The following is a 25,296-nucleotide window of genomic DNA, read 5'->3' as shown; positions in this document are numbered from 1 at the left end:
GATCCGCGTGCTGGTCGTCGACGACTCGCGGACGGTCCGCCGGCGCATCGTGGCCGCGCTCGAGACGGACCACGAGCTCGAGGTCGTCGGCGAGGCCGCCGACGGGGAGGCCGCGATCGCCCTGTGCGCGCAGCTGCGGCCGGACGTGATCACGCTCGACATGATGATGCCGAAGGGCAGCGGGCTCGCGGTGACCGAGCACGTGATGGCCTACTGCCCCACGCCGATCCTCATCGTCTCGGCCTCGCTCGAGCGCGGCGGGGCGCTCGGCACGTTCGACGCGCTGTCGGCGGGCGCCGTGGACGTGCTCGACAAGCCGTCGGTCGGCGCCTCGGGCGCCGACGCGGGCGGCGCCTGGGATCTTCGGCTCGTGACCGCGGTGAAGCGCGTCGCCCGCATCAAGGTGATCACGCACCTGCGCCGGAAGCTCCGGCCCGCGGCCCTGCCGGGCCCCGCGGACGGCGCGCACGCGGGGCCCGCCGGCGAGGGCCTTTGTCGGGCGATCGCGATCGGCGCCTCGACCGGGGGGCCGTCGGCGATCGCCGACGCGCTGAGGCCGCTGCCGGCGTCGTTCGCCGTGCCCATCCTGCTCGTCCTGCACATCGGCGCGCCGTTCGCGCCCGCTTTCGCGGAGTGGCTGGGCGGGCAGCTCTCGCTCCCTGTCTCGATCGCGGCCGACGGGGAGCCGCTCGCGCGCCCTGGCGTGCGGCTGGCGATGCCCGACCGGCACCTCGTCGTCCGCCAGGGGCGGCTCCGGCTGACCGCCGATCCGGAGCGGCACTCCTGCCGCCCTTCGGTCGACGTGCTCTTCGAGTCGGTGGCCGGAGAGCTCAGCGAGCGCGCCATCGGGTGCCTGCTGACCGGCATGGGCCGCGACGGCGCCGAGGGGATGCTCGCCATGAAGCGCGCGGGCGCCATGACGCTCGCGCAGGACGAGTCGTCCTCCGTCGTCTTCGGGATGCCGAGGGAGGCCATCGCGCGGGGCGCGGCGCACCACATCTTACCGGTGGGCGCCATCGGCCCTACGTTGCTCGCGCTGTCCAGGAGCAGGAGAGAATCGCCATGAAGCCGCAAGTCCTCATCGTCGACGACAGCCTCACGGTGCGCATGGACCTGCGCAGCCTGCTCAGCGGCCCCGGCGCCGGGTTCGTGGTGACGGCGTGCGAGACCAAGGCGCTCGCGCAGAAGGTCCTGAAGTCGAGGACCTTCTCGCTCGTGATCCTCGACGTGCTCCTGCCGGATGGCGACGGGCTCGACATCCTCCGGGAGATCCGCTCCTCGGCCGATCTCGTGCAGCTCCCGGTCATCCTCCTGTCCACCGAGGTCGAGGTGAAGCACCGGATCCAGGGCCTGAGCATGGGTGCCGACGAGTACGTCGGGAAGCCGTACGACGGGGGCTACCTCGCGCTCCGGGCGACGGAGCTCGTGAACCAGCGCAGCAGCGCGCGCCGCGCGGCCGAGGGCACCGGGCCGGCCCTCATCGGCAAGAAGATCCTCGTCGTGGACGACAGCCCCACGTACCGTGCCTCGCTCGCGCAGGTCCTGAGGCAGGACGGGTGCGACGTCATCCCGGCGCAGTCGGGTGAGGAGGCGCTGAGCCTGCTCGCCATCGAGGGGGTCGACTGCGTGATCATGGACCTCTTGATGCCGGGGATGGGCGGCCTGGAGGCCGCGCGGCGGATCAAGCAGTCGGGCTCGCTGTGCCATATCCCCGTCGTCATCCTGACCGGGCACGACGACGCCGAGACCCGGGAAGAGGGCGCGCGCATCGGCGTGGAGGACTTCGTGCTGAAGGCGCCCGAGCTGACCATGCTGAAGTCGCGGCTGCGCGGTCTGTTCCGGCAGAAGCCCGCGCTCGGCGCGGCCAGCGCGGCTGGCGGCGGCGCGCCCCCGCGGCGCGCGGGGAGCAGCCCGGACCAGGCGCCATCGAGCTCGCGCACGGGCTCGCTCAGCGTGGTCCCGGCGAGCGGCTCGCTGTTCGAGCGGGTGGTCGCCGTGAGCGGGCTCTCGAGCGTGATCGGGCCGAGCACGATCGTCCGGGCGTGCCGGCGCGCCGGCATCGAGCCGCGGTCGATGTCGCCCGAGGACCTCCACCGCGCGCTGCCCGCGATCCGCGAGACGCTGCGGATGTTCCTGAACGAGGAGGACTCCGAGCGCGGCATCGCGGCCATCAGCATGCTCGCGCGGGAGGCGGCGTCGGCCGCTGGCTGAGCGGGCTTCCAGGCGTCGGGGCGATTCTTGTTGTCGCCTTGACACAGGTGCGCCGCGCAGGTTCACGTAGTCTCCGGACGCTCGCCGTCGCGTGGCGGGAGGCCGGCGGCACGCGGCGCTGCGGCACTCAGAAGAGGGGAACTCGCATGCGGGACCTGAAGGGGATCGTCGAGGTGGAGCTGCTCGTCGAGGAGAACGGGGCGCTCACGCCAGCGCGGGAGTACGTCCAGCGGGACACGACGTATGTCGAGGGGCGGTCGGGCCAGCGCTACGCGCTGCGCGTGCGGAACCTGACCGGCGGGCGCGTGGAGGTGGTGCCGTCGGTCGACGGCCTCGACGTGCAGAGCGGCAAGGACGCGTCGTTCGACCTGCGCGGGCTCGTGATCAGGCCTCACGAATCGTTCGAGTTCAGCGGATTCCGCATCAGCCACACCGAGGTCGCGACGTTCCGGTTCGGGAGCATCGAGCAGTCGTATGCGGCGCAGATCGGCAAGCCGCGCAACGTGGGCGTCATCGGCGTGGCGGTGTTCGAGGAGCTGGCGCCCCCGCCGCCCCCGCCGCCTCCGCCGTTCGCGTCGTCGTTCGGCGGGCCGCCGGCGCCGGCGCCGCAGGGGTTCGGTCCGCCGGCCGGGGCTCCCCCGCCGGCGCCCGCTGTCCCCCGGGCGCCGGGCGCCGCGCCGGCGCCGGCGGCGCCGAAGGGGCTCGGCACGACGTTCGGCGAGCGGCGCGAGTCGCGGATCACCTCGACGCAGTTCGACCGGGCGACGCCGAAGCCCGCGGCCGTGCTGGTGGTCCGCTACGAGCAGCGCGAGGGGCTGCGGGCGCTCGGGATCGACGTGGACGGGCTCTCCCAGCGCGAGACGGCCAGCCCGTTCCCCGCCGAGACCGGCTTCGCCAAGCCCCCGCCCGGCTGGCGAGGCTGATCCGAGCACGGCGAGCCCGCCGCAGCGACCCCGCGCCAGGGGCCACGCCCCGACAAGCCACGCCAGGCCGGCGGGCACGAGGGACGGCGGGCGTCGCTACGCCGCGAAGACCTCGTCGAGCGAGCTGGCGCTCATCGCGCGCAGCAGCCAGCGCTGAAGCGTCGCCGGCTCCTGGCAGGCGAGCACGCGGGCGCGCGCTTCCTGCGGGAGCGGCAGCTGGCGCATCTCCAGCGCGGCCAGGAGGGCCTCTCTCAGGCCTTTCATGGCCTGCTCGGCCTGAGCCTGGGCCTGCTCGGCCTGAGCCTGGGCCTGCTCGGCCTGAGCCTGGGCCTGCTCGGCCTGAGCCTGGGCCTGCTCGGCCCTCGTCTCCAGGTCGTTCATCATTCCCTGAAGCCGGTCGATCAGGTCGGCGGAGCCGAACAGCTCGGCCATGCCGTAGAAGAACTGGAGCTTTCCTCCGCTGACCGCCAGGTCGAGGCCCAGCACCGCCGACGAGTAACGCCCCATCTGCGGCACGATGCGCTGGTAGCGCTCGGCATCCGGGCTCGGCAGACGGTAGCCGTGGACCTGCTGCCGGAGCCGGTCGTAGACGAAATACTCCGGGATGCGCAGCCGCGCGTACCGCTCGACGTTGGCGACGAGATCCTTGTTCCGATCGCCCTGGTGGAGCACCTCCAGGACGAGGCTCAAGCCTTTGCCCTCGTCGGCCACCACCCACGCCATCCGCGGATCGTCCTCGGGCTGCGGTACGTCCAGCACCGCGAGGATATCCGGGACGAAGACGTCTTCGCCCGGGTAGAGGACCGCCAGCTCCTCTGCCAGGTAGATGACGCGACCCGTGGAGCCGAAGTGCAGGGTCAGCATGTCGATCGCCCGCCCCTTGGCTTTCTGGTGCGGACGCCCTTCGGCCATCGCGCTGCGCGGGTCCGACAGGGCGTCCAGGATCCGCACCAGCAAGCTCTCGCGCTCTGCCAGGGACATGGCGCGCCACTCTTCTTCCGTCGGCGCGACCAGCGGGGGGCCAGGCGGCCTCGGCGTCCCGGAGGCGGGTTGGACCATGCCAGGACCCTAGCACCAACGATGAGGCAGCGCTGAGGTCAAGGGCCATCCCGCGCCGGGCCGAGGCCGGCGCGATCAGCCACCGAGGCGCCGCGCGCCGGTCTGCTGCGCGGGCAGCGGTCCGGCGGGGAGCGCCGCGACCGCCTGGTCAGTGCTCGTCGCCGGTCAGCACGCCGGCGCCCGCGCCGGCCGGGACGAGCGTGGGGAGCGCCTCGGCGGGATCCGGCGTCCACGCGTAGAACTCCGCCGGATCGAACCCCTGCCCGTTCGCGATCGCGGGATCCGTGTTGACCAGGATGTTGGTGTCGGTCCACGTGATGTCGGTGCCGCCGTAGTCGTCGGTGGCTTCCTCGGCGTCCTGGAGGTAGTTGCCGTCGGCGTGGATTGAGCAGCCCACGCCCTTGCCGACCATGTAATCGCCGAGCCCGACGGCGTAGTTGTTGAACACGTGGGCGTGCCCGAAGCGGACCCGGGGATGGCGCTGGTTGCTGTGATCGAACCAGTTGTGGTGATAGGTCGCGTGCAATCGGCCCGTGTCCTGAGCGCCGTTCCCGTCGTCGTGGCCGAGCAGCATGGTCTTGTCCGTCATGTGGAAGTGGTTCCACGAGACGGTGACCCAATCCGAGCCGCGCTTCACGTCGACCGAGCCATCGTGGCTGCGCTCGAAGGTGTTGTGATCGACCCACACGTGGTGAGAGAAGCACGGCACATTGATCGAGTCGTCCTGCGAGTTGACGAACGTGAGGTTCCGGATGATGACGTTCGACACCGGCGTGTAGCCCTCCGGCGTGGACGCCGTGCAGGTCCCGCCCGTGCTGGCCGAAAGCTCCTCGGTCCAGCCGCTCACGTCGAAGCCGAAGCCGTCGATCGTCGCGTCGGCGCCCACGCCGATCAGGGTCTTGTTGGAGCGCACGCGCAGCATCGGGGCGCCGCCGCCCGCGATCGTGCCCGCGATCCGGACGACCCTCGGCGCGTCGTCGCTCACGGCGGCGACGAGCTCGGCGTAGCTCGTTACGGTGACGACCTCGCCGCCGGCGCCGCCCGTGGTCGTGGCCAGGCCGTCGGCGTCGTAGGCCGCGAACCCGACCAGCCCCGGGACGGCGGCGCCGCCGCCGGCGCCCGACGACGGGGAGCCCCCGGCGCCGGCGCTCGACGACGTGGCGCTCGCGCCCCCGCCGGACGCGCTGGATGCGCTGGATGCGCTGGATGCAGAAGAGCTCTGGACGCCGCTCGTGACCGTGGAAGCTGCCCCGGTCGACCCGGCAGCAGGCCCGCCGCCCTGACCCGGCGCGGACGCGCCGCCGCCTCCTCCTCCGCTCGACGTCGCGTCCCCTGCCCCGTCGCCGCAGCCCATCGCGAGCGCGGCGCACCCGAGCGCGAGCCCCGCCAAGCACCATGTCCTCTTCTTCAAGGGTCCTCCTCTTCTCGTGATCTTCCGGAGACCGCGCCGCGCTCGCAGCGAGCGCGGCCGGCCTCGTCAGCGGATGCGCCGCCCGCGCGCCAGCCGCTCTGCCGCGCGCCGGGCCGGTCGCGGCGCCATCAGAGCCGCCCAGCCCCGGCGTGGCCCATGACCAGCGCCGGGACGTTCTCCGCCGGGTCGGCGGTGTAGGAGTACGCTGCGGCCGGGTCGAACGCGGTGCCGCGCGTCTCGCAGACCGGCGTCGCGGGAGGCGGGGGATCGTTCGGGTCCTCCGACGGGGGAGGCGGCATCGTCGTCTCGATGATGTTGCCGCGCTCGACGATGTCTCCCGGCTCGGAGTCGGCGTACCCCGCCCGGCAAGGGAACCACGTGTTCAGGAAATAGTTGCCCTCCACGACGACGTCGGCCTCCATGCGCGACGCGACGCCGTACGAGAGGTTGTCGAGATAGTAGTTGTTGAACACGTGCACCTGGCCGAAGCGGACGCTCGGGTGGCGCGTCTGGGTCGCGTCGAACCAGTTGTGGTGGAGGGTGACCTTGAGGAACCCGGCGTCCGACGAGGCCGCGTCGGAGTGCCCGATCAGGATCGTCTTGTGATGGTTCCTGAAGACGTTCCACGACAGGGTCACGTACGACGACTCCCGGACGATATCGACGAGGCCGTCCGCCCCGTTCATGAACGTACAGTGATCGATCCAGACGTTCGTCGTCTCGGTGGTGATGCCGATGGCGTCCTCGTTCGCGTCCTGGAACGTGATGTTCCGGATGATGACGTTCTTCTCCCTGTAGAGGTACAGCCCGCCGCCCACGATCTTCGCGTCCGAGCCGAGGCCGACGATGGTCTTGTTCGAGCCGACGTCGTTCATGCCGGACAGCTCGATGGTCCCGGAGATCTGGATGATGAGCGGCTCGGTGCCCACCATGGCCTCCGTGAGCGACGCCGCGTCCGAGACCGTCACGACCATTCCCCCTTCGCCGCCGGTCGTTCCGCCGTTGAGCGACGCGAACCCGATGGGACCGTCCTCCGGCGCGGGTGGCGGCGGATCCGTCGAGGGATCGCCGCCCGCCCCGGCCGTCGACGCGCCGGGTGCGCCCCCTGCCCCGCTCGTGGCGCTGCTGCCGCCGGGCTCGCCACCGCCGCCCGTCGCGCCGGAGCCGGAGCCTGCCGTCGCCCCGGAGCCTGCCGTCGCCCCGGAGCCTGCCGTCGCCCCGGCGCCGATCGGGGCCGAGCCCCCGGAGCCCGCGGCTCCGTCCGCGGATGGAGGGTTGGTCTCGGCGCCTCCACACGCCGGCAGGCCGATCGCCAGGATCGCGAGCGGGAACACGAGGATCCGAACCGAGTTGCTGCTTGAGCTCATTCTTCAGCTTCACCTCTGCCTCGACTGGACTGCTGGTTTCATCGCTCTGTCCGTCGTCGAGGCCGCGGACGTCGGAGCTCGATGCATGGCGCTCACCCACGGCGCCACGTTCGGGCCTCCGCGGCTCGCCTTCGCCTGGCCGGCGCGACTCGCAACTTCGATGCAACATCTACGCAACGGCTGTGCCGCTCGACGCGCTGCTGGCGCGGCCGCCCGGCGTTTCCGGGGACCTCGTGCGGAAGCGGGCGCGGTGACCTCGCTCTGGCCTGGTGGCGCGCCGGCGCTGGCGTGAGGGACCCCATCAACGACGGCGCCAGCGGAGCTCCCCCCGGGAGCTGCGGGTCAACGCGCGGTTGACACCGTGGTGCGTGGAGAACGTCAATCACGTCAACCCGTGGTTGACGTTGCGGCGCCACGACGCGCCGCGACGAGGACCTCCACGCCACGAGCGCAGCGCGGCTCGCTGAAGGCCGGAATCGGCCGCCGGTACGCGGGGTCAGGCAAGCGGCATTGTCGTTGCTTGTCTCGCCGCCTCGTGAAGGAGGCGCGGCTCGGGCCCCGCTCGGCCGTCACCGCCGCGCGGCCCGGACTGCGCGACGCGCAGGGCGCCACGCCGGGGCGCGGGTGCATCGAGCGCAGCGACCGTGGCCGCGCGGTGCGCCGTTGTCGTCCCGCGTGATCTCGGCGCCTGGCGCGCCCGAGCGAGTGTCTCCATTCGAAAGGATAGGATTGCAATGAAAGCCGCTGCTCTCTCGTTCGTCCTTCTCAGTTGCGCACTCCTCGCCGGTTGCTCCGGGGCAGCGAGCTCGCCCGGGCCGACCGACGAGGCGGCCGGACAGGGCGGCGGCGGCGGTGCTCCGGGCGCGAGCAGCGGCGCAGGCGTGGGCAACCAGAGCGGCGCGGGCGCGGGCAGCCACGCGGGCACGGGCGCCGGCAGCCAGGCCAGCGCCGGCGCTGGTAGCGGGGCCGTCACGGGAGCCGGCGGCCAGGGTGGCAGCGCAGCTGCCGGCGACCAGGGCGGCAGCGCCGCCGCGGGCGGCCAGGGCGGGGCCGGCGGCGGGCCTCCGGTGATCGCCGGCGGGCCGGACGGGTTCGCGTCCGTCGAGGGCTACGGGATCAGGACCACCACCGGCGGCGCCGGCGGCCCTGTCGTCACGGTCTCCACGACGGAGGAGCTGCTCGATTACATCGCGCGCCCCGGGCCCCACGTCATCCAGGTCGCGGGGACGATCGCGCTGCCCACCGGCACCACCGACGGCATGCACGACGTGACGTCGCACAAGACGATCGTGGGCCTCGGCGCGGACGCGACGCTCACCGGGGGCGGCCTCAAGATCGGCTTGCCCGTCGACGACGCCATCACCTCGCCCCCGCCGGACGCCGTTCACAACATCATCATCCGCAACCTCAAGATCACCGGGGCCTCGGACGATCTCATCAACATCCAGATGTTCTCCCACCACATCTGGATCGACCACTGCGATCTCTCGAACGGCGGCGACGGCGCCCTCGACATCAAGCGGGGCTCGGACCTCATCACCGTGTCCTGGAACCATTTCTACGACCACACAAAGACCTGCCTCCTCGGGCACGACGAGCTCGGCGCCTCCCAGGACGTCGGCCGGCTCCGGGTCACCTACCATCACAACTTCTTCGACCGCTCCGACCAGCGGAACCCGCGGGTCCGCTTCGGCGAGCCCGTTCACGTCTACAACAACTATTACAACGACAACAGCTATGGAATCGCCGCGACCTGGAACGCCGGGGTGGTCGCCGAGGGCAACTACTTCTTCAGCGTCAACAACCCTGGCCGGGTGTTCTTCGAGGACAACGAGCCTGGTCGCATGATCGCCAGGGACAACACGCTCGTCGAGTGCAATCACGAGATCGAGGTGGCCGGCCCGGTGATCGAGCCGAGCACTTACTACGACTACACGCTGGACAGGAGCATGGATGTCCCGGCGCTCGTGATGGCCGGCGCGGGCGTCGGCAAGATCGACCCTTGAGGCTCCCCAGCAGACGCAGACCCCTCGAAGCAGGGGCTGTACCCACGACGGAGGTACCAGTGCACGATCGACCTTCACGCACTCGCAGGGCGCCCGGCGCGGTCGCCCTCGCGATGCTCATGATCTTCGCAGCATGCTCGAACGGCTCCGATGAAGGAACGGGCTCCGCGACGAGCGGCGCCACGACGAGCAGCTCGGCAGGCGGCGACGGCGGTAGCTCCGCCTCCACCGGCTCGGCGGGCGGCGACGGCGGCGGCTCCGCCACCGCCGGCTCGGCAGGCGGCGACGGCGGCAGCTCCGCCTCCACCGGCTCGGCGGGCGGCGACGGCGGCGGCTCCGCCTCCACCGGCTCGGCCGGGGGCGGCGGCGGCTCCGCCAGCACCGGCTCGGCAGACGGCGGCGGCGGCTCCGCCTCCACGGGCTCGGCAGGCGGCGACGGCGGCGGCTCCGCCAGCACCGGCTCGGCAGGCGGCAGCTCCGCCAGCACCGGCTCGGCAGGCGGCGGCGGCTCGGGGCCGGTCGAAGGCGAGGCCGCGGTCCTCAAGGTGACGAGCCTCGCGGCCGATGGACCGGGCTCGCTGCGCGAGGCGCTGGCGACGCCGGGGCCACGCATCGTCGTGTTCGAGGTGGGCGGCGTCATCGACCTGAACAAGGCCCGCCTCGACATCACCGAGCCGTTCGTCACGATCGCCGGCCAGACAGCGCCCTCGCCGGGCATCACGCTCATCCGCGGCGGCATGAGGATCCGCACGCACGACGTGCGGATCCAGCACCTCCGCTTCAGGATGGGCGACGCCGGCGCCGCGCCCGCGTCGGGGTTCGAGCCCGACGTCACGACCGACGGCGCCTCGGCGTACAACATCGTCGTCGATCATTGCTCGGTGGCCTGGGGCGTCGACGAGAACCTGTCGGTCTCCGGCCCCCGCTTCGACGGCCCCGACGGGACCTCGCGCCGCGTCACCCTCAGCAACAACATCATCGCCGAAGGGCTCGTCGAGTCCGTCCACGAGAAGGGCGCCCATTCCATGGGCACCCTCGTGCACGACTACTGCACCGACGTCACCGTCGTCGGCAACCTCTACGCCCACAACGACGAGCGAAACCCCTGGTACAAGGGGTTCGCGACGGGGACGATCGTGAACAACGTCGTCTACAATCCGGGGAAATGGGCGATGCGGCTCGGCCCCGTCCTCAGGGAGTGGGAGAGCTCGGGCATCACGCCGGAGCCGCCCAGGGTCAGCATCGTCGGCAACTACATGCGGCACGGCGTGAACACGAAGCCGGGACTCCCGATGGTGGGCACCAACTCGCTGGGATCAGCCTATCTCGAGGACAACATCGCCGTGGACGCCCTCGGCGCGGCGGCGCCCATCGCCTCCCCGGACATCGTCGTCCTCCCCGAGAAGCCGGTGTGGCCCGACGGCCTCGTCGCGCTCCCCGCGACGTCGGTGGTCGACTCGGTGCTCGCGCACGCCGGCGCACGCCCCAGAGATCGCGATGAGGTCGATCTGCGCATCATCGCAGACGTCGTGTCCGGCGGTGGCATGTTCGTGAACAGCCAGGAGGAGGTGGGCGGTTACCCCACGGCAGAGCCGACCTCGCGGCCGCTCGTCGTCCCCGCCGAGGACATCGAGGCCTGGCTCGAGCGCTTCGCGGATGATCTCGAGTAGCAGGCGCTTGCCATCCGGCGGGGCGGAGGCGGCCAGTCGTGACACGGCGCCCAGACTGTCAACTTCGGGTTGACTGTCAACTTCGGGTTGACTGTCAACTTCGGGTTGACTGTCAACTTCGGGTTGACTGTCAACTTCGGGTTGACTGTCAACTTCGGGTTGACTGTCAACTTCGGGTTGACGACACCCAGCGCCAGACGACGCGTTCTGTCATACTGTCATATTCCGCACGATCGCTCGTCAGCTCGTGAAAGGCCGGGATCCCCGAGGTCGGCGCGGCAGCGCCGACCTCCTCGACCATGGCGAATTCGAGCTTCGAGGGCACGAACGATTGCAATCGATGCCCTCATCGTTCTAGATAGGGATCATGCTTCGATTGCTCCTAACCTTGAGATTCAGGGTCACGCTCGCCCTGACGGCCACGGCGATCGCCGGCTGCACCGGGCAGCTCGGAGACCGCGACTCCTCACAACCGGGCGGCGACGGGGACGGCGGCGTCACGTTGCCGGATGGCACGGAGAGCGTGAGCCTCCTGCCCGCGCGCATCCGCCGCCTGACCAACGCCGAGTACGCCGCCTCGGCGCGCGCGCTGACGCGGACCGCCGCCGACCCGAGCGGCAGCTTCACGCCGGACTCACGGCAGGACGGCTATACGGTCAACGATGCGCAGCGCGTCGACCCGGTGCTGGCAAAGCAGCTCGCCGCCTCGGCGGAGGCGCTCGCCGCCGAGGTGAAGGGCAAGCTCGCGGAGTTCGCCCCCTGCGCGGATCAGGGCGCGCAGGCGGAGAGCTGCGCCACGGATTTCATCAAGTCGTTCGGCGGACGCGCCTACCGCCGCCCGCTCGACACACCGGAGATCGACGCGCTGCTCACCGTCTACCGGGTCGGCGCCAAGGGCGCGACCTACGCGGACGGCATCGAGCTCATCGCGCGCGCGGTCCTCCAGTCGGCCGGCTTCCTCTACCTGACCGAGATCGGCGACGGCTCCACCGGAGCCACGCTGGCGCTCACGCCGCACGAGCTCGCGAGCTCCCTCTCGTACCTCATCACCGCCGGCCCGCCCGATGACGCGCTGCTCGCGGCGGCCACCACGGGCGCCCTGTCGACGCCCGAGGGTCGGGAGACCGAGGTGCGGCGGCTGCTCCAGACATCGGCCGCCCGCGACCGCATCGTGCGGGTCGTCCGCGAGTGGCTCGGCATCGACCGCATCGCGATGACGGCGAAGGACTCGAACGTCTATGGCGAGTTCGCCAGCGTCAGGCCGTCGATGGAGCTCGAGACGGAGGCGTTCGTCAACGAGGTCCTGTCGAACGCCACCGGCACGGTCGGCGAGCTGCTCGGCGCCGACTGGAGCGTCCTCGACGAGCCGCTCAAGGGCTTCTACGGAGCGCCGGGCGTGGGGCGCGTCTCGCTCTCGAACCGGCGAGGGATCCTCAACCAGGGCGCCTTCCTCGCGGTGCACGCGCACGCCACCGAGACAGCGCCGGTGCTGCGCGGGGTGACCGTCCTCCGCCGCGTCACGTGCGTCGACATCCCCTCACCGACCGAGCTGAACATCAACGTCGTCCCGCCGGTGCCCGATCCGAGCAAGACGACGCGCGAGCGCTTCTCGATCCACTCCACCGACGCGGAGTGCAGGTCGTGTCACAACTCCATCGACCCGTTCGGGTTCTCCTTCGAGCAATTCGACGGCATGGGCAAGCTCCGCGACAAGGTTGACGGGCACCTGGTCGATAACGGGCACCCGGTCGACAGCGCCGTCACCGTGGCGATGGGCGCCGACATCGACGGCGCGTACGCCGACAGCAACGCCCTCGCGCAGGCCCTCTCCACGAGCAAGATGGTGCGCTCGTGCTTCGCTCGCCAGGTGTTCCGCGCCTCGGCGGGCCGCAGCGGCAAGAGCGCAGCGGAGAGCGAGGATTCCTTCGTGAGGGCGTGGGAAGCCGCCCCGGAGGCAGAGCAGGGCAAGATCGTCGAAACGCTCGTCAGCTACGTCAAGAGCAGTCTCTTCAGCCATCGGAGGCCCCAGTGAACCGCACGTCCACACGCCGCTCGTTCCTCCGCGCCGTGGGCGCGGGGCTCGCGACGCTCCCTTTCGTGAACATGCTCGGGGACTCCGTCGCCAGGGCGGGCGGCGAGGAGCTGCCGCTCAAGTTCGTCACGATCTATCACCCCCACGGCATCTCCGCCGAGTACTGGGCCATGCGCGCCGGCGACACGGAGACGAGCTTCGACATCGCCTACGAGAACTGCTCGCTCCAGCCCTTCGACGACCCGGCGACCTACGGCCGGAGCTTCAAGGACAAGATCCTCCTCGTCGAGGGGATCGACCACCTGTCGAACGCCAATGGCCACGACTCGGCCGGCACCATCCTGACCGGCAGCCGCATCGACGGGAAGAAGCCGCTCAACATCTCGCTCGACCAGTTCCTCGCCGTGGAGAAGGGCCTCGGGGCCGACACGCGCATCACGAGCGTCGCGCTCGGGGTGGGCAACGACGCGACGGAGGCAGGGCAGACGCTCTCCTTCGGCGCAGGCGGCGCGCCGCTCCCGAAGATCATCGACCCTGCCGAGGCGTTCGACCTGCTGTTCGCCGGCCTCGTCGTGGGCGACGACCCCGAGGCCCAGGCCCGCGCTGCCCGCCAGCGCGAGCTCGGGCAGAGCGTCATCGACTTCGTGCGCGGCGACATCAACCGCCTGCGCCCCCGCCTCGCGCCGCCCGAGCAGCAGAAGCTCGACCAGCACCTCACGTCGCTCCGCGAGCTGGAGAAGCAGATCGCCGGCCCCGCCGCGGGCGGGCAGGCGTGCGTCATTCCCCCGAAGCCGGACGCGTCGAAGTTCCCCCACTTGAAGCAGTACAACGGCGGCGAGCCCTACTTCGACGCGATCACCGACGCCCACGTCGACCTCCTGGCGCAGGCCCTCGCCTGCGGCGTCACGCGCTTCGGCACGCTGTTCATGAACGACCTGGCCTACGAGGGGAACCCGCTCGGGTTGCCGGCGGACAACCACGGCTCGGTCGCGCACACGTACGACGCATCGCCGGTCGGCAAGGGCGGCTGGCCCGGCGACGGCAAGCCGGAGACCTGGGTCCCGCTCGCGAAGTTCAACCGCTATAGCTACTCGAAGATCGCGCGCCTCATGCAGCGCCTCGACGAGCTCGGCGTCCTCGACAGCACGCTGATCTACGCGTCGAGCGACATGGGCAACCCCTCGCTGCACAGCACGCGCAACGTGCCGACCTTGCTGGCGGGCGGAGCGAACGGGAAGTTCAGGATGGGGCGCCGCATCAAGCTCCGCGCGGATTGCCCGCCGGAAGCGCCGTACTGCAGCGAGGGCGAGGCGACGTTCACGCCCACGACCAACAGCCGCATCCTCGTGTCGATCGCCCAGGCGTTCGGCGTCGAGATCGAGTCGTTCGGCTCCCAGCCCGACCCGAAGCTCACCACGGGCGCGCTCAGCGAGCTCACGTAAAGCACCTCCATCGCGCGGGCGGCCGGCGAGCGTCCACCGTGTCAACCCGCGGTGGACAGCCTCGGACGCCGGCGCCGCGCCCGGCTCCACGACAAGAGACCTCCGCGGCCTGTACGCACCCCAATACAACGTCCGTCGCGCGACGAGGGCGACCTCCGCCCACGTCGCGCAACCGGGCACGCTCCTTGCTGCGAGGTTCCGGCGAACAGCGCACGGGCGCCATGGGCCCGCCGCTCGCATCGTGAGGATTCAGCAGAATCCTCGATGACGCAGGACACGCGAGGACACGCGCGGACATGCCGACGGACTGCTGCCCGGGGGAACAGGCGCCGGCAGAGCGTTCGTGAGGGTGTCACCCGGAGTCCGCTTACAGGAGGCAGCATGCGGAGAGCATCCTTGGTTTGTTCCGTCGTGGTGTTGGCAGCGTTGTCGGGCTGTGCGGCGAGCACCGCCAGCGACGGCGAGAGCGGCAGCGGCAATGGCAGCGGCAGCGGCGCGCCCGGCACCGGCGCCGGGCCCGGGATCGACGATTTCGGCGGCGCGGGAGGGGCGGACGGCGCGCCCGGAGACCTCGACCCGGGCGCCGAGCCCGGCGAAGGCGCGGACTGCGGGCGGCAGAACTTCAACGTCGAGCGCAAGCCGGCCAGCATCCTCCTGGTCCTCGATCGCTCCGCGTCGATGCTGGACGATCCGAACGGAGACGACGGTACGCCGTCGAAGTGGGACATCGTCGTGCCCGCGCTGCAGGAGGTGATCACGTCGACGAACGAGGCGGCCTCCTGGGGACTCAAGGTGTTCCCTCAGGGACACAGGGCGGGCACCTGCAGCGAGGAGAGCTTCCCGAGCGACATCCTGATCCCGATCGCGATGAACAACGCATCCACGGTGAATCAGGCGATCTCCGACACGGAGGCAGAGGGCGACGGCACGCCGACCGGAGATGCCATCAACAAGGGGGTCGAGTACCTGAAGACGCTGCAGAACGACGATCCCAAGTATATCCTGCTGGCGACGGACGGAGACCCGTCGTGCCCCAAGAGCGCCTCGGACGAGTTCGCTGTGCAGGCGGTGGCGAACGCGGCCGCCGCCGGCTTCCACACCTTCGTGGTCGGGATCGCATCGTCGGAGAGCAAGGTCGAGGCGCTCAACGGCCTCGCCGTCGCGGGGCTCGAGCCGCGCCAGGACCCGGATCCGCTCGCGCCCAAGTTCTACCTCGCGTCCACGAAGGACCAGCTCGTGACGTCGCTGCAGACGATCACGGGAGAGGTCTCGACCTGCCTGTTCCCGCTGAGCGCGCCGCCGCCGAACCCGGACCATGTCGGCGTTTTCATCGGGGACCAGGCGGTGATGCACGACACGACGGGCGCGGACGGCTGGGATTACACGGGGCCTGACATGATGACCATCAAGCTGTCCGGCGCCGCGTGCGATCAGGTGGCGAACAGCGGGGCCGGCTCCGTCAAGGTGATCTTCGGCTGCAAGGACGACCCGATCTACTGAGCTGCCGGAGCCGGCCGGCCGGGCGCTGCGCTCTGCCGGCTCGCGGTCCGCCGGCGCGCGGGTCCGCCGGCTCACGCGTTCACATCGAGAGCTTCATCGCTGGGTTCGCCGCCGTCAGCGCGGCCCCCCCCCCGGCGCTCCGCATCGCGGAGCGCCGCTCGCAGCCTCACCCGGGCCAGCCTGTGGCTAGTTGGAGAACCACTTGTTGACCGAGCCGCACTCCCACTGAAACCCCCCGCCGAGGTTCCAGCAGACACAGCCGCGGCTGCTGCCCGTCTCGTTCCCGATGCACGAGGTGCCCTCCTCCGCCTCGGAGCAGGCCGTGTTCCGGATCGACCCCGCGCTGCCGTCTCCGCCGATGGTGCTGCAGTCCACGGCGGTCGGGTTGATGGGGTACTGCGCGGCGTCCGGGGGCAGGCACGACTCGCAGTCGGCGACGCCGCCGGTGCAGGAGCAGATACGTGAGCCCAGCTCCTCGATGCCGCACGCCGAGGGACACATCCCTGGGAAAGCACACGGGTCGTTGTCGTCGAACTCCAGCGGTCCCGGGCACGAGCTCGAGCCGCCGGCGCCGCTCGTCGCGCTCGTCGTGCTGCTGCCAGCGCCGCTCGTGCTGCTGGATGCGCTCGTGGCGCCGCCGCCGCTCGACGCGCTCGTCGTGGCGCCGCCGCCGCTCGAGGTGCTCGCGGCGCCGCCGCTGCCGCTCACGACGCTCGTGCCGCTGCCGGTGGTGCTGCCGCCCGCGCCGCCGCTGCCTCCGTCGCCGCCGTCATCTCCGCACGCGACGGTCGCCACCGCGATCGCGAGCAGCACCCCTGCGGCAAGAGGAGGTATCGGTACGATAGATTTCATGGTTTGATCCTTGTTCATGGCGCGGAGCCCTCGTGCACAAAACCGGCCGATGCGCGCCTCCGGCCCGCCAGGCGCGGCGGGCTGCTCCCGCGCGGCGGAGCGCCATCTGCTCGCGTTGCCGGGCGCGCGCGCGTCGGCCGCCGCCGTCAACGCGGCCGTCAACCGGTGTCGACCTCGAGTTGACACGTCCACCGCGGCCGAGGTCCGCGTGGCGGCGCGACGTCCTGCCGCGCGCCCTGGCTCGTCCCTTGCACCAATGCGCCAGCTGAACGGCGTGAGGCGTGGGTTCGTGGTTGCCCCCTCGACGGGGTCGAGTCGAGGCGTCGAGGGGCGCCTGCCGGCGTCATCCAGGCGCGCCTGGGGCGCAGGTCGTCCCTCGTGAATCCAGAACAAGAGGTAGCGAGATGAGGTTCGGAATGAAGTCAGCTTTCACTTTGTTGCTCGTGATCGGCGCCGCCGGGGTCGTCCAGATCGGCTGTTCAGGCGGCGACGCGACGGACGACGACGGCCAGGGGGGCAGCGCGAGCAGCAGCACTGTCAGCGGCAGCGCGAGCAGCGGCGGCGTCACCAGCGGCGGCGCCACCAGCGGCGGCACCACAGCCAGCAGCGCGACGAGCGGCGGCGCCACCAGCGGCGGCACGGGCGGCGGCGCCACCAGCAGCACGACGGGCGGCGGCGGCGAGGGCGGCACGACCGCGAGCACCACGACCAGCGGCACCGGCGGGACGGGCGGCGAGGAGCCGCTCGGCAACGAGATCCCGGCCGCGATCCCGACCCCGAGCAACGGCGACGGCGAGATCAGGACCGAGACGACGGTGCTGAAGAACGCCGCCAACGGCGGGCAGGACGTCTACGACTTCCACAACCAGAAGATCGGCGTGAACAACACCGAGGACTGCGACGACGGCGAGGGCCAGAAGACGGTCTTCGAGGTCGAGGACGGCGTCACGGTGAAGAACCTCATCATCGCGGGCGGCCTCCCCGGCGGCAACGGCATCGTGTGCAAGGGGGACTGCACCCTCGATCACGTCTACTGGGAGGACGTCTGCGAGGACGCGGCCACCAACAGCGTGGACGGGGCGACGATGCGGATCAACAGCTCCATCGCCCTGCACTCCGCCGACAAGATCTTCCAGCACAACGCCAAGGGCGGCTCCACGACCATCGTCACGAACTCGTACATCGCCGACTTCGGGAAGCTCTGGCGCTCCTGCGGCGACTGCACCGCCAACGGCGGCCCGCGCCACCTGGTCCTCGACAACGTCAGGGTGGATGGCGTCAAGACGACGATCGCCGGCGCGAACCAGAACTACGGGGACACGGTCACGATCACCAACCTCTACGTCAAGGGGGGATACGACGAGGAGGACGACAAGCCGAAGATCTGCCAGGAGTACCGGGCCGTCACCGACCACATGGGCGAGTCGCAGAAGCTCCACGGCGGCGCGAGCCAGTGGAACACCGACACGTGCCACGTGAGCAAGAGCGACATCAAGAGCTGGTGACCAAGAGCTGGTGACCAAGAGCTGGTGACCAAGAGCTGGTGACCAAGAGCTGGTGATCGAGCGACCGGCGTCGCTCACCCCGATCTCACCCCCTCCCGGCGCCTCGATGCGATTGCCCGGCGCGCATCGCCGACATCCCATGGCCTGGCGCCTGGCGAGGGGCGCTCCCGTCGAGCCCCTCGTCAGGCGGCGCTGTCCAGCTCGCCTGCCTTGCGCGCTTCGCGGCGCGCGCCATCCAACTCACGCTCGGCTCTGGCCTCCACGCGCAGGTGAGCCGCCCTACCCGTTACCAGGAGAATCGCGTATCTGTGGTCGGATGACACGCGCGAGCGCGGTGCATCCCGACGTGCTGATCGTGACGGCGCTCCAGGACGAGCTGGAGGCGGTGCTGGCGGCGGGGGCCGCGGCGCGCGACGAGCGGGGGCAGAGCAGCGGGCTCGCGGGTCAGGGCGCAGGGGCGCGCGCCGGCTGGGAGGAGCGGCGCGACCGGCCCGGGTTCCGCTACCACGTGACCAGGATCCCGAACGAGCGCGAGGAGACGCTGATCGTCGCTGCCGCCTGGATCGGCGAGATGGGGGGGACCGCCGCGGCGGCGCGGATCCAGCAGCTCCTCGACGATCTGAAGCCAGAGACGCTGGCCATGTGCGGGATCTGCGCCGGCGACCGGAAGGAGGTGTCCCTGGGCGACGTGATCGTGGCCGATCGCGTGTACATCTACGACCACGGCAAGCTCGTCGCCGGCGCGGGCGGCGAGCGCTTCTGGCACGACATCACCACCTACAACCTCGAGGCCACGTGGCGGCACGACGCGGCGTTCTTCGCGCGCGAGTTCGCCCTGGGGGCGGCGCCGCTGCAGCGCGACCGCCCTGTCCCGAAGGCCGCGCAGCGGCGCTGGCTGCTGCGCGCGCTCGACGCGCACGAGCGGCGGGGCGGCCCCGCGCCGCTCGATCACCCGGAGCGCCAGGCCCGCTGCCCGCGGTGGAGCGACATCGTGCAGGAGCTCGAGCAGGGCGACCTGAACCCGAGCGGCCTCATCCGGCTCGACGAGGCGCGCGGCGCCTACACGCTGACCGACGCCGGGCGCGCCTGGGTGGTGCGCGACCGCAACGTCCACCCGGACGAGGCGCCGCCGGTCGAGCCGTTCCGCGTGCACGTCGGCCCGATCGCGACGGGTCACGCGGTGCAGGAGCACCCCGGGCTCTTCGACCGCCTGCGGCGCGCGGTGCGAAGGACGCTCGGGGTGGAGATGGAGGCCGCGGCGCTCGGCCTCGTGGCCGAGCGCGAGGGGCTGCGCTCGATCATCGCCAAGGCTGTGTCGGACCACGCCGATCACGAAAAAGACGATAGTTTTCGCGAGTTTGCGTGTCGCGCCTCGGCCGAGCTCCTGCTGGCGTTCCTGCGGCGGCAGCTCCGGCCGCGGCCGCAGCCGGTGAAGGTGCGCGAGGAAGACGAGGCGAGCTCGATGCACCGCGGCTCGTCGCCCGTCGACCGGCGCGAGCGGCCGCGGGGCGAGCTCGTCGGGCGGGTGGAGCGGGTCTGCCGGCTGCGCGAGGAGGGGGCGAGCGTCGTCGAGCTGCAGCCGCCGCCGCCGCTCGCGGGCCTGCTGGAGGTCTCGCGCCCCAAGGAAGGGAGCCCGTGGTGCTTCCCGCTCGGCATCGCGGACAAGCCGCTCGACGACAAGGCGCTCGAGATCTTCGGCTGCGTCCTCCAGGCCTACCGCGCGGAGAACCCGTGGGTGCAGGGCCGGCTGGTCCACGTGGGCGAGCGCGCCCCGGAGGCGCTCGCCCACGCGGCGCGGGCGCGCGGGATCGAGCTCACGAGCCTCGGCGAGTACCAGCGCCTGCTCGACCTGTCGCGGTACGCCGAGCGGCAGCTCGCCCGCGTCGACGCGGACGAGCGCTACCCGTCGGCGCTCTACGTGGAGCAGCACGCGAAGCACCGGCTCGGCCGCGCGCCCTGGGAGGCCACGGAGGACGTGCTGCAGCAGATCCTTTCCGCGCTCGACTCCGAGCACGGCCGGCTCCTGCTCGTGCTCGGCGACTTCGGGACGGGCAAGACGTTCCTGATGCGGGAGCTCTGCCGCCGGCTGACCGCCGCCGGGGGGCGCACGCCGGTGCTGGTGGAGATGCGCGCGCTCGAGAAGCGGCGGTCGCTCAACGAGCTCCTGGCGCAGCACTTCGCCGCGGCGGGGCTCGGGAAGATCGACCTCGACGGCTTCCGGTACCTGCTCGCCGAGGGGCGCGTGATCCTCCTGTTCGACGGCTTCGACGAGCTCGCGTTCCGGGTGAGCTACGACCGGGTGCTGGAGCACTTCGGCACGGTGCTGGAGGCCGCGTCGGAGCGGGCCAAGGTGGTGGTCACCAGCCGGACCGGGCACTTCCTGACCGACCGCGAGGCCAACAAGGAGCTGACGACCCGCGCCGAGCAGACGGGGCACGCGCGGCTGTTCAAGCTGGACCCGTTCGGGGAGCACCAGATCCAGCGCTTCCTCGTGAAGCTGCTCGGCAAGGAGGACGAGGCCAGGGCGCGCTTCGAGCTGCTGCGGCACGTGGAGGATCTCCTGGGGCTCTCGGCGAACCCGCGGATGCTGAGCTTCATCGCGGAGATCGACGGGGACGAGCTCAAGAAAGCGAGGGCGCGGGCGGGCCGGATCACGTCGGCGGCGCTGTACGAGCTCCTCCTGCGGCGCTGGCTCCTCGGCGAGGTGAAGCTGGCGACGGACACCGCGGAGGATCCGGCGCTGGGCGAGTCGCAGCTCTGGAAGGCGGTCACCGATCTGGCGCTGATGCTCTGGCCGAAGGTGGAGCGGGGCGTGGGCATCGAGGAGATCCCGCGCGAGCTCATCGCGGCGGCGCAGGCGCTCGACCCGAAGCGGAAGCCGGCGGAGGAGGGGCAGGTCCGGCACCAGCTCGGGTCGCGGTCGCTGCTGGTCCGGGACGAGGCGGGCAGCTTCTCGTTCCTGCACCAGTCGGTGATGGAGTGGCTCGTCGCGGACGCGGCGGCCGTGGAGGTGAAGGCGTCCGGCGACGCGCCGGTGCTCGGGCAGCGCGAGATGAGCGACCTGATGGCCGATTTCTTCATCGCGCGGGCCGGGCCCGAGGCGGCCGCGCGGTGGGCCTCGGGGAAGCTGAGGGCGCCCGGGCACGAGGTCTCCGGCAAGAACGCGCTGCGGGTGGAGCAGCGGCTGCACGTGGAGCGGCGGCTGCGGTCGGAGACGCCGCAGGACGACGACTTCCAGGTCGACGCGGTGTGGGACTTCGAGGACGAGGATCTGCGCGGGCAGGACTTCTCCGAGCAGGACCTGCACGAGGTCAACTTCCAGCGGGCGAACCTCTCGGGCGCGACGCTGGTGCGGGCCGACCTGCGGGGCGCGCGGCTCGCCGGGGCGACGCTGCGGCGCGCGGACCTGCGCGGCGCGGTGCTCGCCGGGGCCGACCTGACCGGCGCGGACCTCTCGTGGGCGCGGCTCACGGACGCGGACCTGACGGGCGCGACGCTGACCGGGGCGCGGCTGCTCGGCGCGAAGCTCCTCGGGGCGAAGCTGCCCCCGCTGGCGGAGCGCGAGGCGGGGGGCGCGGCGCGGACGGTCGAGGGGGCGGCGCCCATGTGGATGCTCAGCGCTGGCGTGCTCGCCGTGGCGTTCAGCCCTGACGGCGACCTGCTCGCCTCCGGCCACACCGACGGCACCGTGTGGCTCTGGGACGCGGGCACGGGCGCGGCCCTGCGCGTCTTGCGCGGCCATACCCGGGAGATCAACAGCCTGGCGTGGAGCCCCGACGGGCAGACGCTGGCCTCGGGCTCGGACGACAGGACGCTGCGCCTGTGGCGGCCGACCGCCGGCGAGGTGGCCCGCGTGCTGCCCAGCCAGGGCGGCGCGATCCTCAGCGTGGCCTTTTGCCCTGACGGGCGCGCGATCGCCGCCGGGCTGAGCCACGGGATGGTGGCGGTGTTTCCGCTGGATACAGACGACGAGCCATGCCTGCTGCGAGGCCACGCGGACGCGGTGAGGAGCGTGGCCTTCGGCCCGGACGGCCAACTGCTCGCCTCGGGCTCGGACGACGCGACGGTGCGGCTGTGGAGCGTGCGCGACGCGACGGAGCTCCACGTGCTGAAGGGCCACAGGAACCGGGTCAGGAGCGTGGCCTGGAGCGCGAGCGGGATCCTCGCCTCGGGCTCGGACGACAGGACGGTGCGGCTCTGGCAAGGCAACGTGGGCGGGAGCACGGGCGCGCCGCTGGCCGTGCTGGAGGGCCACGACGCGGGCGTCAGGAGCCTGGCCTGGAGCGCGGGCGGGATCCTCGCCTCGGGCTCGGCGGACAGCTCCGTGCAGCTGTGGCAGGGGAACACGGGCAAGGCGCTGGGCATCTTCGAGGGCCATTACCGCTGTGTGCGGGGCGTGGCGTGGAGCCCGGACGGGACGATCGTGGCCTCGGGCTCCGACGACAGGACCATCCGCCTGTGGCAAGGGAGCGTGGGCAGGACGCTGCGCGTGCTGAAGGGGCACGACCGGGGGTTCAGGAGCGTGGCCTGGAGCGCGGACGGGATGCTCGTGGCCTCGGCCTCGGACGACGAGACCGTGCGGCTCTGGCAAGGCAGGACGGGCAAGGAGGTGACCGTGCTCAAGGGGCACGCCGGGCGGGTCAACACCGTGGCGTGGAGCGTGGACGGGGTCACCCTGGCCTCGGGGTCCGACGACCACAGCGTGCGGCTCTGGCAGGGCAAGACGGGCAAGGAGCTGGGCGCCCTCGAGGGGCACACTGGACGGGTCTGGAGCGTGGCGTGGAGCCCGGACGGGGTGACCCTCGCGTCGGGCGCCGACGACCTCACGGTGCGGCTCTGGAACGCGAGCACGGGCAGGCCGCTGGGCGTGCTCAAGGGGCACTCCGCGGGGGTCGGCGGCGTGGCGTGGAGCGCGAACGGCGTGACCGTGGCCTCGGGCTCCGACGACCATACGGTCCGGCTGTGGCACAGCAGGACGTGCAACGAGATCGACGTGCTCATGGGGCACACCGCCCCGGTCAACAGCGTGGCGTGGAGCCCGGACGGGGCGACCGTGGCGTCGGGCTCCGACGACTACACCGTCCGGCTCTGGCACGGGATCACGGGCAAGACGCTGGGCGTGCTCCGGGGGCACACCGCCGCGGTCAACAGCGTGACGTGGAGCGCCGACGGGGCGGTGGTCGCCTCGAGCTCGGACGACCACACGGTGCGGCTCTGGCAGGGGAGCACGGGCCAGCTCCTGGGCGTGCTCCACGGGCACGTCCGCCGGGTCTGGGGCGTCGCGTTCCACCCCGACAGCCGCACCCTGGCGTCGGCCTCCGACGACGGCACCGTCCGCTTCTGGGACGTGGGCTCCCGGCGCTGCCTCGCCATCTTCCTCGTGCTCGCCGAGGGCTGGGTCGCCTTCACGCCCGACGGGCGGTACAAGTTCGGGGGCAACCTCGCCGGCAGCTTCTGGCACGCGATCCACCTCTGCCGCTTCGAGCCGGGCGAGCTCGACCCCCATGTGCCCGGCCTCCGCCTCACCGACGACGAGCTCCTCCTCCGGGCCGCGCCGCGCATCCCGCGCCCCCGCCCGAACCGCACCCCGCCGCCCTGAGGCACCCGGCAGGGCCGCGGGCGGGGTCGGCCCTGCCGCTCACCGATCACCGATCCACGCGCGCCGCCCCGAGCCTCCGGCGCAGGTTGTCGCGGGCGCGCGCCTCGAGGCGGTCCCGGAAGTACGTGGAGAGGAAGATGTGCCCGGCGGCGAGCAGCTTCTCGAAGAAGCGCCGCCGGCCCGCGGCGTAGAGCTCGGGCGGCACGGCGCCGTACTCCGCGGCGATCGCGCGGTCGTACGCGTCGAACGCCGCCGGGTCGCTGCCGAGGATGGCCATGTCGCAGTCGAGGAACAGGGCCTCCTCCTCGCCGACGTCCGCCGGCCCGAGCGCGCCGTGGCGCGCGGTGAGCAGGATGAGCCGCGCGATGGCGTCCGCGTCGAGCCCCTCGCCGGGCAGCCAATGCGACACCGCCCGCCGCGCGAGCTCCGCGCTGCGCGCCTCGTTGTCGTGGCTGCCGGGCACGTAGACGGCGTCGTGGAAGAGCGCGGCCAGGAACACCTCGCGCGGCCTCCGCCAGCCGACGTCGCGGCCGACCTCGCCCACCCGGCAGAGCACCTCGCGCACGTGGGCCAGGTCGTGGTAGGCGCGCCCAGGCTCGCCGTACGCGGCGCGCACGGCGCTCCACAGCGGCTCCGGCAGGACGAGCCCGCCCGGCGCTCCCGGCGGCGCGCCGGCGGTCATACGAGCACCAGGTCCTCGGGGCGGAACAGCTCGCCGTCGTACGCGGCGATGCTGCCCTTCTCCGTGGACTTCGCGTGGTTCTTGGCCAGGTTGGCGCGCCCCTGGATCTCGCGATCCGTCAGGAAGCAGTCGACGTCGGCGACGCACAGCCCGACGGAGATCGTCGGCGCCCGCTCGACGCGGCGGTAGCGGCGGCGCGCGAGGCGCTCCTGCAGCGCGCGCAGGAAGTCCACGGCCGACGCGCGGGTCGCGTTGGGCAGCGTGATCATGTACTCGTCGCCGCCGAACCGGTACGCGTGCCCGTGCGCGAAGACGTGCGCCTCGATGCTCTCCATGAAGGGCGGGAGCACGTGCAGGTCGACCGCCGTCTCGGTGTGCAGGACGTTGAACGCCTTGAAGTCGTCGATGTCGATGAACGCCACCGCGATCGAGGCGCCGCGCAGCGCGCAGCGCGCCCGGTAGTACGACAGATCGGGGAGGAAGAGCCCCGGCGCCTCGAGGATGTGGAACTTCTCGTCGTACTCGCGCGGGCGGAGCGGCGGCGCCTCCGGGAGCACGGCCTCGGCGTGCCGGATCGACATGTAGTCCGTCAGCCGCGGCACCTGCAGCGCGCGCGTGGCCGCGAACCAGGGCGCGGCCATCAGCTGCTCCAGCCCGTGGACCTCGCGCCGGAGGTGCCGGATCGTGTCGGCGTTCACGGCCTTCTGCAGCGGCTCCTCGATCGCCGTGGCGCTGTCGCGCCGGAGGTCGATGAGGATGCGCTTGAGCAGCGGGCCCTGCGTGTCGTGGATCTGCACGTGCGGCTGGCGCAGCTCCAGCTGCCGCCCGAGGAGGCTCAGCTGCCCGATGAGCTCCGTCACCTCCGGCGGCTCGTAGCCGCGGAACTGCTCGCGGATCACGTCCGCCACCTCGCGCCGGAAGGCGTCCGTGAAGCGGGCGACGCAGTGGGACAGGGCCTTGGCCTCCGACGGCGTGAGCTCGGGCATCGTCGCGAAGGATAGCCCGGCGGCGGAGCGATGGCGGGCGACGGCGAGCGA

Annotated in this window: 17 protein-coding genes; 10 read left to right on the top strand and 7 right to left on the bottom strand. The window is 71.9% G+C overall.

All coding sequences use genetic code 11. From position 1 onward, the window contains the following. Positions 1–7: 7 nt before the first annotated feature. The 3 genes from cheB (at position 8) to WME89_RS21440 (ending at position 3,134) form a co-directional block, all read left to right on the top strand. Entirely contained in the window at positions 8–1,066 is a 1,059-nt protein-coding gene (gene cheB, locus WME89_RS21450) for a chemotaxis-specific protein-glutamate methyltransferase CheB (RefSeq protein ID WP_438010988.1), read from the top strand. Next, positions 1,063–2,211 (top strand): response regulator, encoded by a 1,149-nt coding sequence (locus tag WME89_RS21445; RefSeq protein WP_438010987.1) that lies wholly within the window; start codon positions 1,063–1,065, stop codon positions 2,209–2,211. The genes cheB and WME89_RS21445 overlap by 4 nt, the downstream gene beginning before the upstream one ends. A 146-nt stretch (positions 2,212–2,357) precedes the next feature. Continuing rightward, entirely contained in the window at positions 2,358–3,134 is a 777-nt protein-coding gene (locus tag WME89_RS21440; protein WP_438010986.1) for a hypothetical protein, read from the top strand. A gap of 96 nt (positions 3,135–3,230) precedes the next feature. Here the strand turns inward: WME89_RS21440 and WME89_RS21435 are convergent, their stop codons facing one another. The 3 genes from WME89_RS21435 to WME89_RS21425 all read right to left on the bottom strand — a co-directional run bounded on the left by WME89_RS21435 (position 3,231) and on the right by WME89_RS21425 (position 6,971). Next, positions 3,231–4,193 (bottom strand): Uma2 family endonuclease, encoded by a 963-nt coding sequence (locus WME89_RS21435; protein ID WP_438010985.1) that lies wholly within the window; start codon positions 4,191–4,193, stop codon positions 3,231–3,233. Between the two features lie 148 nt (positions 4,194–4,341). Continuing rightward, positions 4,342–5,604: a pectate lyase family protein gene (locus WME89_RS21430; protein WP_438010984.1), complete on the bottom strand. Its 1,263-nt coding sequence runs from the start codon at positions 5,602–5,604 to the stop codon at positions 4,342–4,344. Between the two features lie 128 nt (positions 5,605–5,732). Continuing rightward, the gene (locus WME89_RS21425) at positions 5,733–6,971 is read right to left on the bottom strand and encodes a pectate lyase family protein (protein ID WP_438010983.1); all 1,239 of its coding nucleotides are present in this window, start codon (positions 6,969–6,971) and stop codon (positions 5,733–5,735) included. 734 nt (positions 6,972–7,705) lie between these two features. Between WME89_RS21425 and WME89_RS21420 the strand changes: the two genes are divergently transcribed. Both WME89_RS21420 and WME89_RS21415 read left to right on the top strand, forming a co-directional pair. Further along, positions 7,706–8,977 carry a pectate lyase family protein gene (locus tag WME89_RS21420; protein ID WP_438010982.1) on the top strand — a complete coding sequence of 424 codons (1,272 nt, stop codon included), beginning with the start codon at positions 7,706–7,708 and terminating at the stop codon, positions 8,975–8,977. 119 nt (positions 8,978–9,096) lie between these two features. Continuing rightward, on the top strand, positions 9,097–10,647 hold the full coding sequence (locus tag WME89_RS21415; protein WP_438010981.1) for a pectate lyase family protein: 1,551 nt from the start codon (positions 9,097–9,099) through the stop codon (positions 10,645–10,647). A 166-nt stretch (positions 10,648–10,813) separates the two neighbouring features. On the opposite strand, the gene WME89_RS21410 is transcribed toward WME89_RS21415, so the two are convergent. Continuing rightward, a complete protein-coding gene (locus WME89_RS21410; RefSeq protein WP_438010980.1) occupies positions 10,814–10,984 on the bottom strand; it encodes a hypothetical protein in 171 nt (56 codons plus the stop codon). A 51-nt stretch (positions 10,985–11,035) separates the two neighbouring features. On the opposite strand from WME89_RS21410, the gene WME89_RS21405 reads away from it, so the two are divergent. From WME89_RS21405 to WME89_RS21395, 3 genes are all read left to right on the top strand, one after another. Beyond that, positions 11,036–12,679 (top strand): DUF1592 domain-containing protein, encoded by a 1,644-nt coding sequence (locus WME89_RS21405; protein ID WP_438010979.1) that lies wholly within the window; start codon positions 11,036–11,038, stop codon positions 12,677–12,679. Further along, positions 12,676–14,121 carry a DUF1552 domain-containing protein gene (locus WME89_RS21400; RefSeq protein ID WP_438010978.1) on the top strand — a complete coding sequence of 482 codons (1,446 nt, stop codon included), beginning with the start codon at positions 12,676–12,678 and terminating at the stop codon, positions 14,119–14,121. Before WME89_RS21405 ends, WME89_RS21400 begins: the two co-directional genes overlap by 4 nt. Positions 14,122–14,535: 414 nt before the next feature. Further along, positions 14,536–15,621: a vWA domain-containing protein gene (locus tag WME89_RS21395; protein WP_438010977.1), complete on the top strand. Its 1,086-nt coding sequence runs from the start codon at positions 14,536–14,538 to the stop codon at positions 15,619–15,621. A 186-nt stretch (positions 15,622–15,807) separates the two neighbouring features. On the opposite strand, the gene WME89_RS21390 is transcribed toward WME89_RS21395, so the two are convergent. Further along, positions 15,808–16,473 carry a hypothetical protein gene (locus tag WME89_RS21390; RefSeq protein ID WP_438010976.1) on the bottom strand — a complete coding sequence of 222 codons (666 nt, stop codon included), beginning with the start codon at positions 16,471–16,473 and terminating at the stop codon, positions 15,808–15,810. Between the two features lie 416 nt (positions 16,474–16,889). On the opposite strand from WME89_RS21390, the gene WME89_RS21385 reads away from it, so the two are divergent. Beyond that, complete coding sequence (locus WME89_RS21385; protein WP_438010975.1) at positions 16,890–17,978, top strand: pectate lyase; 1,089 nt, start codon at positions 16,890–16,892, stop codon at positions 17,976–17,978. Between the two features lie 316 nt (positions 17,979–18,294). Continuing rightward, on the top strand, positions 18,295–23,577 hold the full coding sequence (locus WME89_RS21380) for a pentapeptide repeat-containing protein (RefSeq protein ID WP_438010974.1): 5,283 nt from the start codon (positions 18,295–18,297) through the stop codon (positions 23,575–23,577). Positions 23,578–23,623: 46 nt separating this feature from the next. Here the strand turns inward: WME89_RS21380 and WME89_RS21375 are convergent, their stop codons facing one another. Together WME89_RS21375 and WME89_RS21370 are read right to left on the bottom strand one after the other, a co-directional pair. Beyond that, the gene (locus WME89_RS21375) at positions 23,624–24,259 is read right to left on the bottom strand and encodes an HD domain-containing protein (protein ID WP_438010973.1); all 636 of its coding nucleotides are present in this window, start codon (positions 24,257–24,259) and stop codon (positions 23,624–23,626) included. Next, positions 24,256–25,245, bottom strand: a complete 990-nt coding sequence (locus WME89_RS21370) for a diguanylate cyclase (protein WP_438010972.1) — start codon at positions 25,243–25,245, stop codon at positions 24,256–24,258. The genes WME89_RS21375 and WME89_RS21370 overlap by 4 nt, the downstream gene beginning before the upstream one ends. Between the last annotated feature and the right edge of the window lie 51 nt (positions 25,246–25,296).

The organism is Sorangium sp. So ce321, assembly GCF_051530195.1.
Taxonomy (GTDB): Bacteria; Myxococcota_A; Polyangia; order Polyangiales; family Polyangiaceae; genus Sorangium.
Note: the sequence above shows the minus strand (reverse complement) of the source record. Positions and strands in the feature narration are given on the sequence as shown.

Excerpts from the sequence above, each read along its gene's own strand:
- WME89_RS21445 (WP_438010987.1), top strand. The coding sequence starts at position 1,063 with ATGAAGCCGCAAGTCCTCATCGTCGACGACAGCCTCACGGTGCGCATG.
- WME89_RS21440 (WP_438010986.1), top strand. The coding sequence starts at position 2,358 with ATGCGGGACCTGAAGGGGATCGTCGAGGTGGAGCTGCTCGTCGAGGAG.
- WME89_RS21435 (WP_438010985.1), bottom strand. The coding sequence starts at position 4,193 with ATGGTCCAACCCGCCTCCGGGACGCCGAGGCCGCCTGGCCCCCCGCTG.
- WME89_RS21425 (WP_438010983.1), bottom strand. The coding sequence starts at position 6,971 with ATGAGCTCAAGCAGCAACTCGGTTCGGATCCTCGTGTTCCCGCTCGCG.
- WME89_RS21420 (WP_438010982.1), top strand. The coding sequence starts at position 7,706 with ATGAAAGCCGCTGCTCTCTCGTTCGTCCTTCTCAGTTGCGCACTCCTC.
- WME89_RS21415 (WP_438010981.1), top strand. The coding sequence starts at position 9,097 with ATGATCTTCGCAGCATGCTCGAACGGCTCCGATGAAGGAACGGGCTCC.
- WME89_RS21390 (WP_438010976.1), bottom strand. The coding sequence starts at position 16,473 with ATGAAATCTATCGTACCGATACCTCCTCTTGCCGCAGGGGTGCTGCTC.
- WME89_RS21385 (WP_438010975.1), top strand. The coding sequence starts at position 16,890 with ATGAAGTCAGCTTTCACTTTGTTGCTCGTGATCGGCGCCGCCGGGGTC.
- WME89_RS21380 (WP_438010974.1), top strand. The coding sequence starts at position 18,295 with ATGACACGCGCGAGCGCGGTGCATCCCGACGTGCTGATCGTGACGGCG.
- WME89_RS21375 (WP_438010973.1), bottom strand. The coding sequence starts at position 24,259 with ATGACCGCCGGCGCGCCGCCGGGAGCGCCGGGCGGGCTCGTCCTGCCG.
- WME89_RS21370 (WP_438010972.1), bottom strand. The coding sequence starts at position 25,245 with ATGCCCGAGCTCACGCCGTCGGAGGCCAAGGCCCTGTCCCACTGCGTC.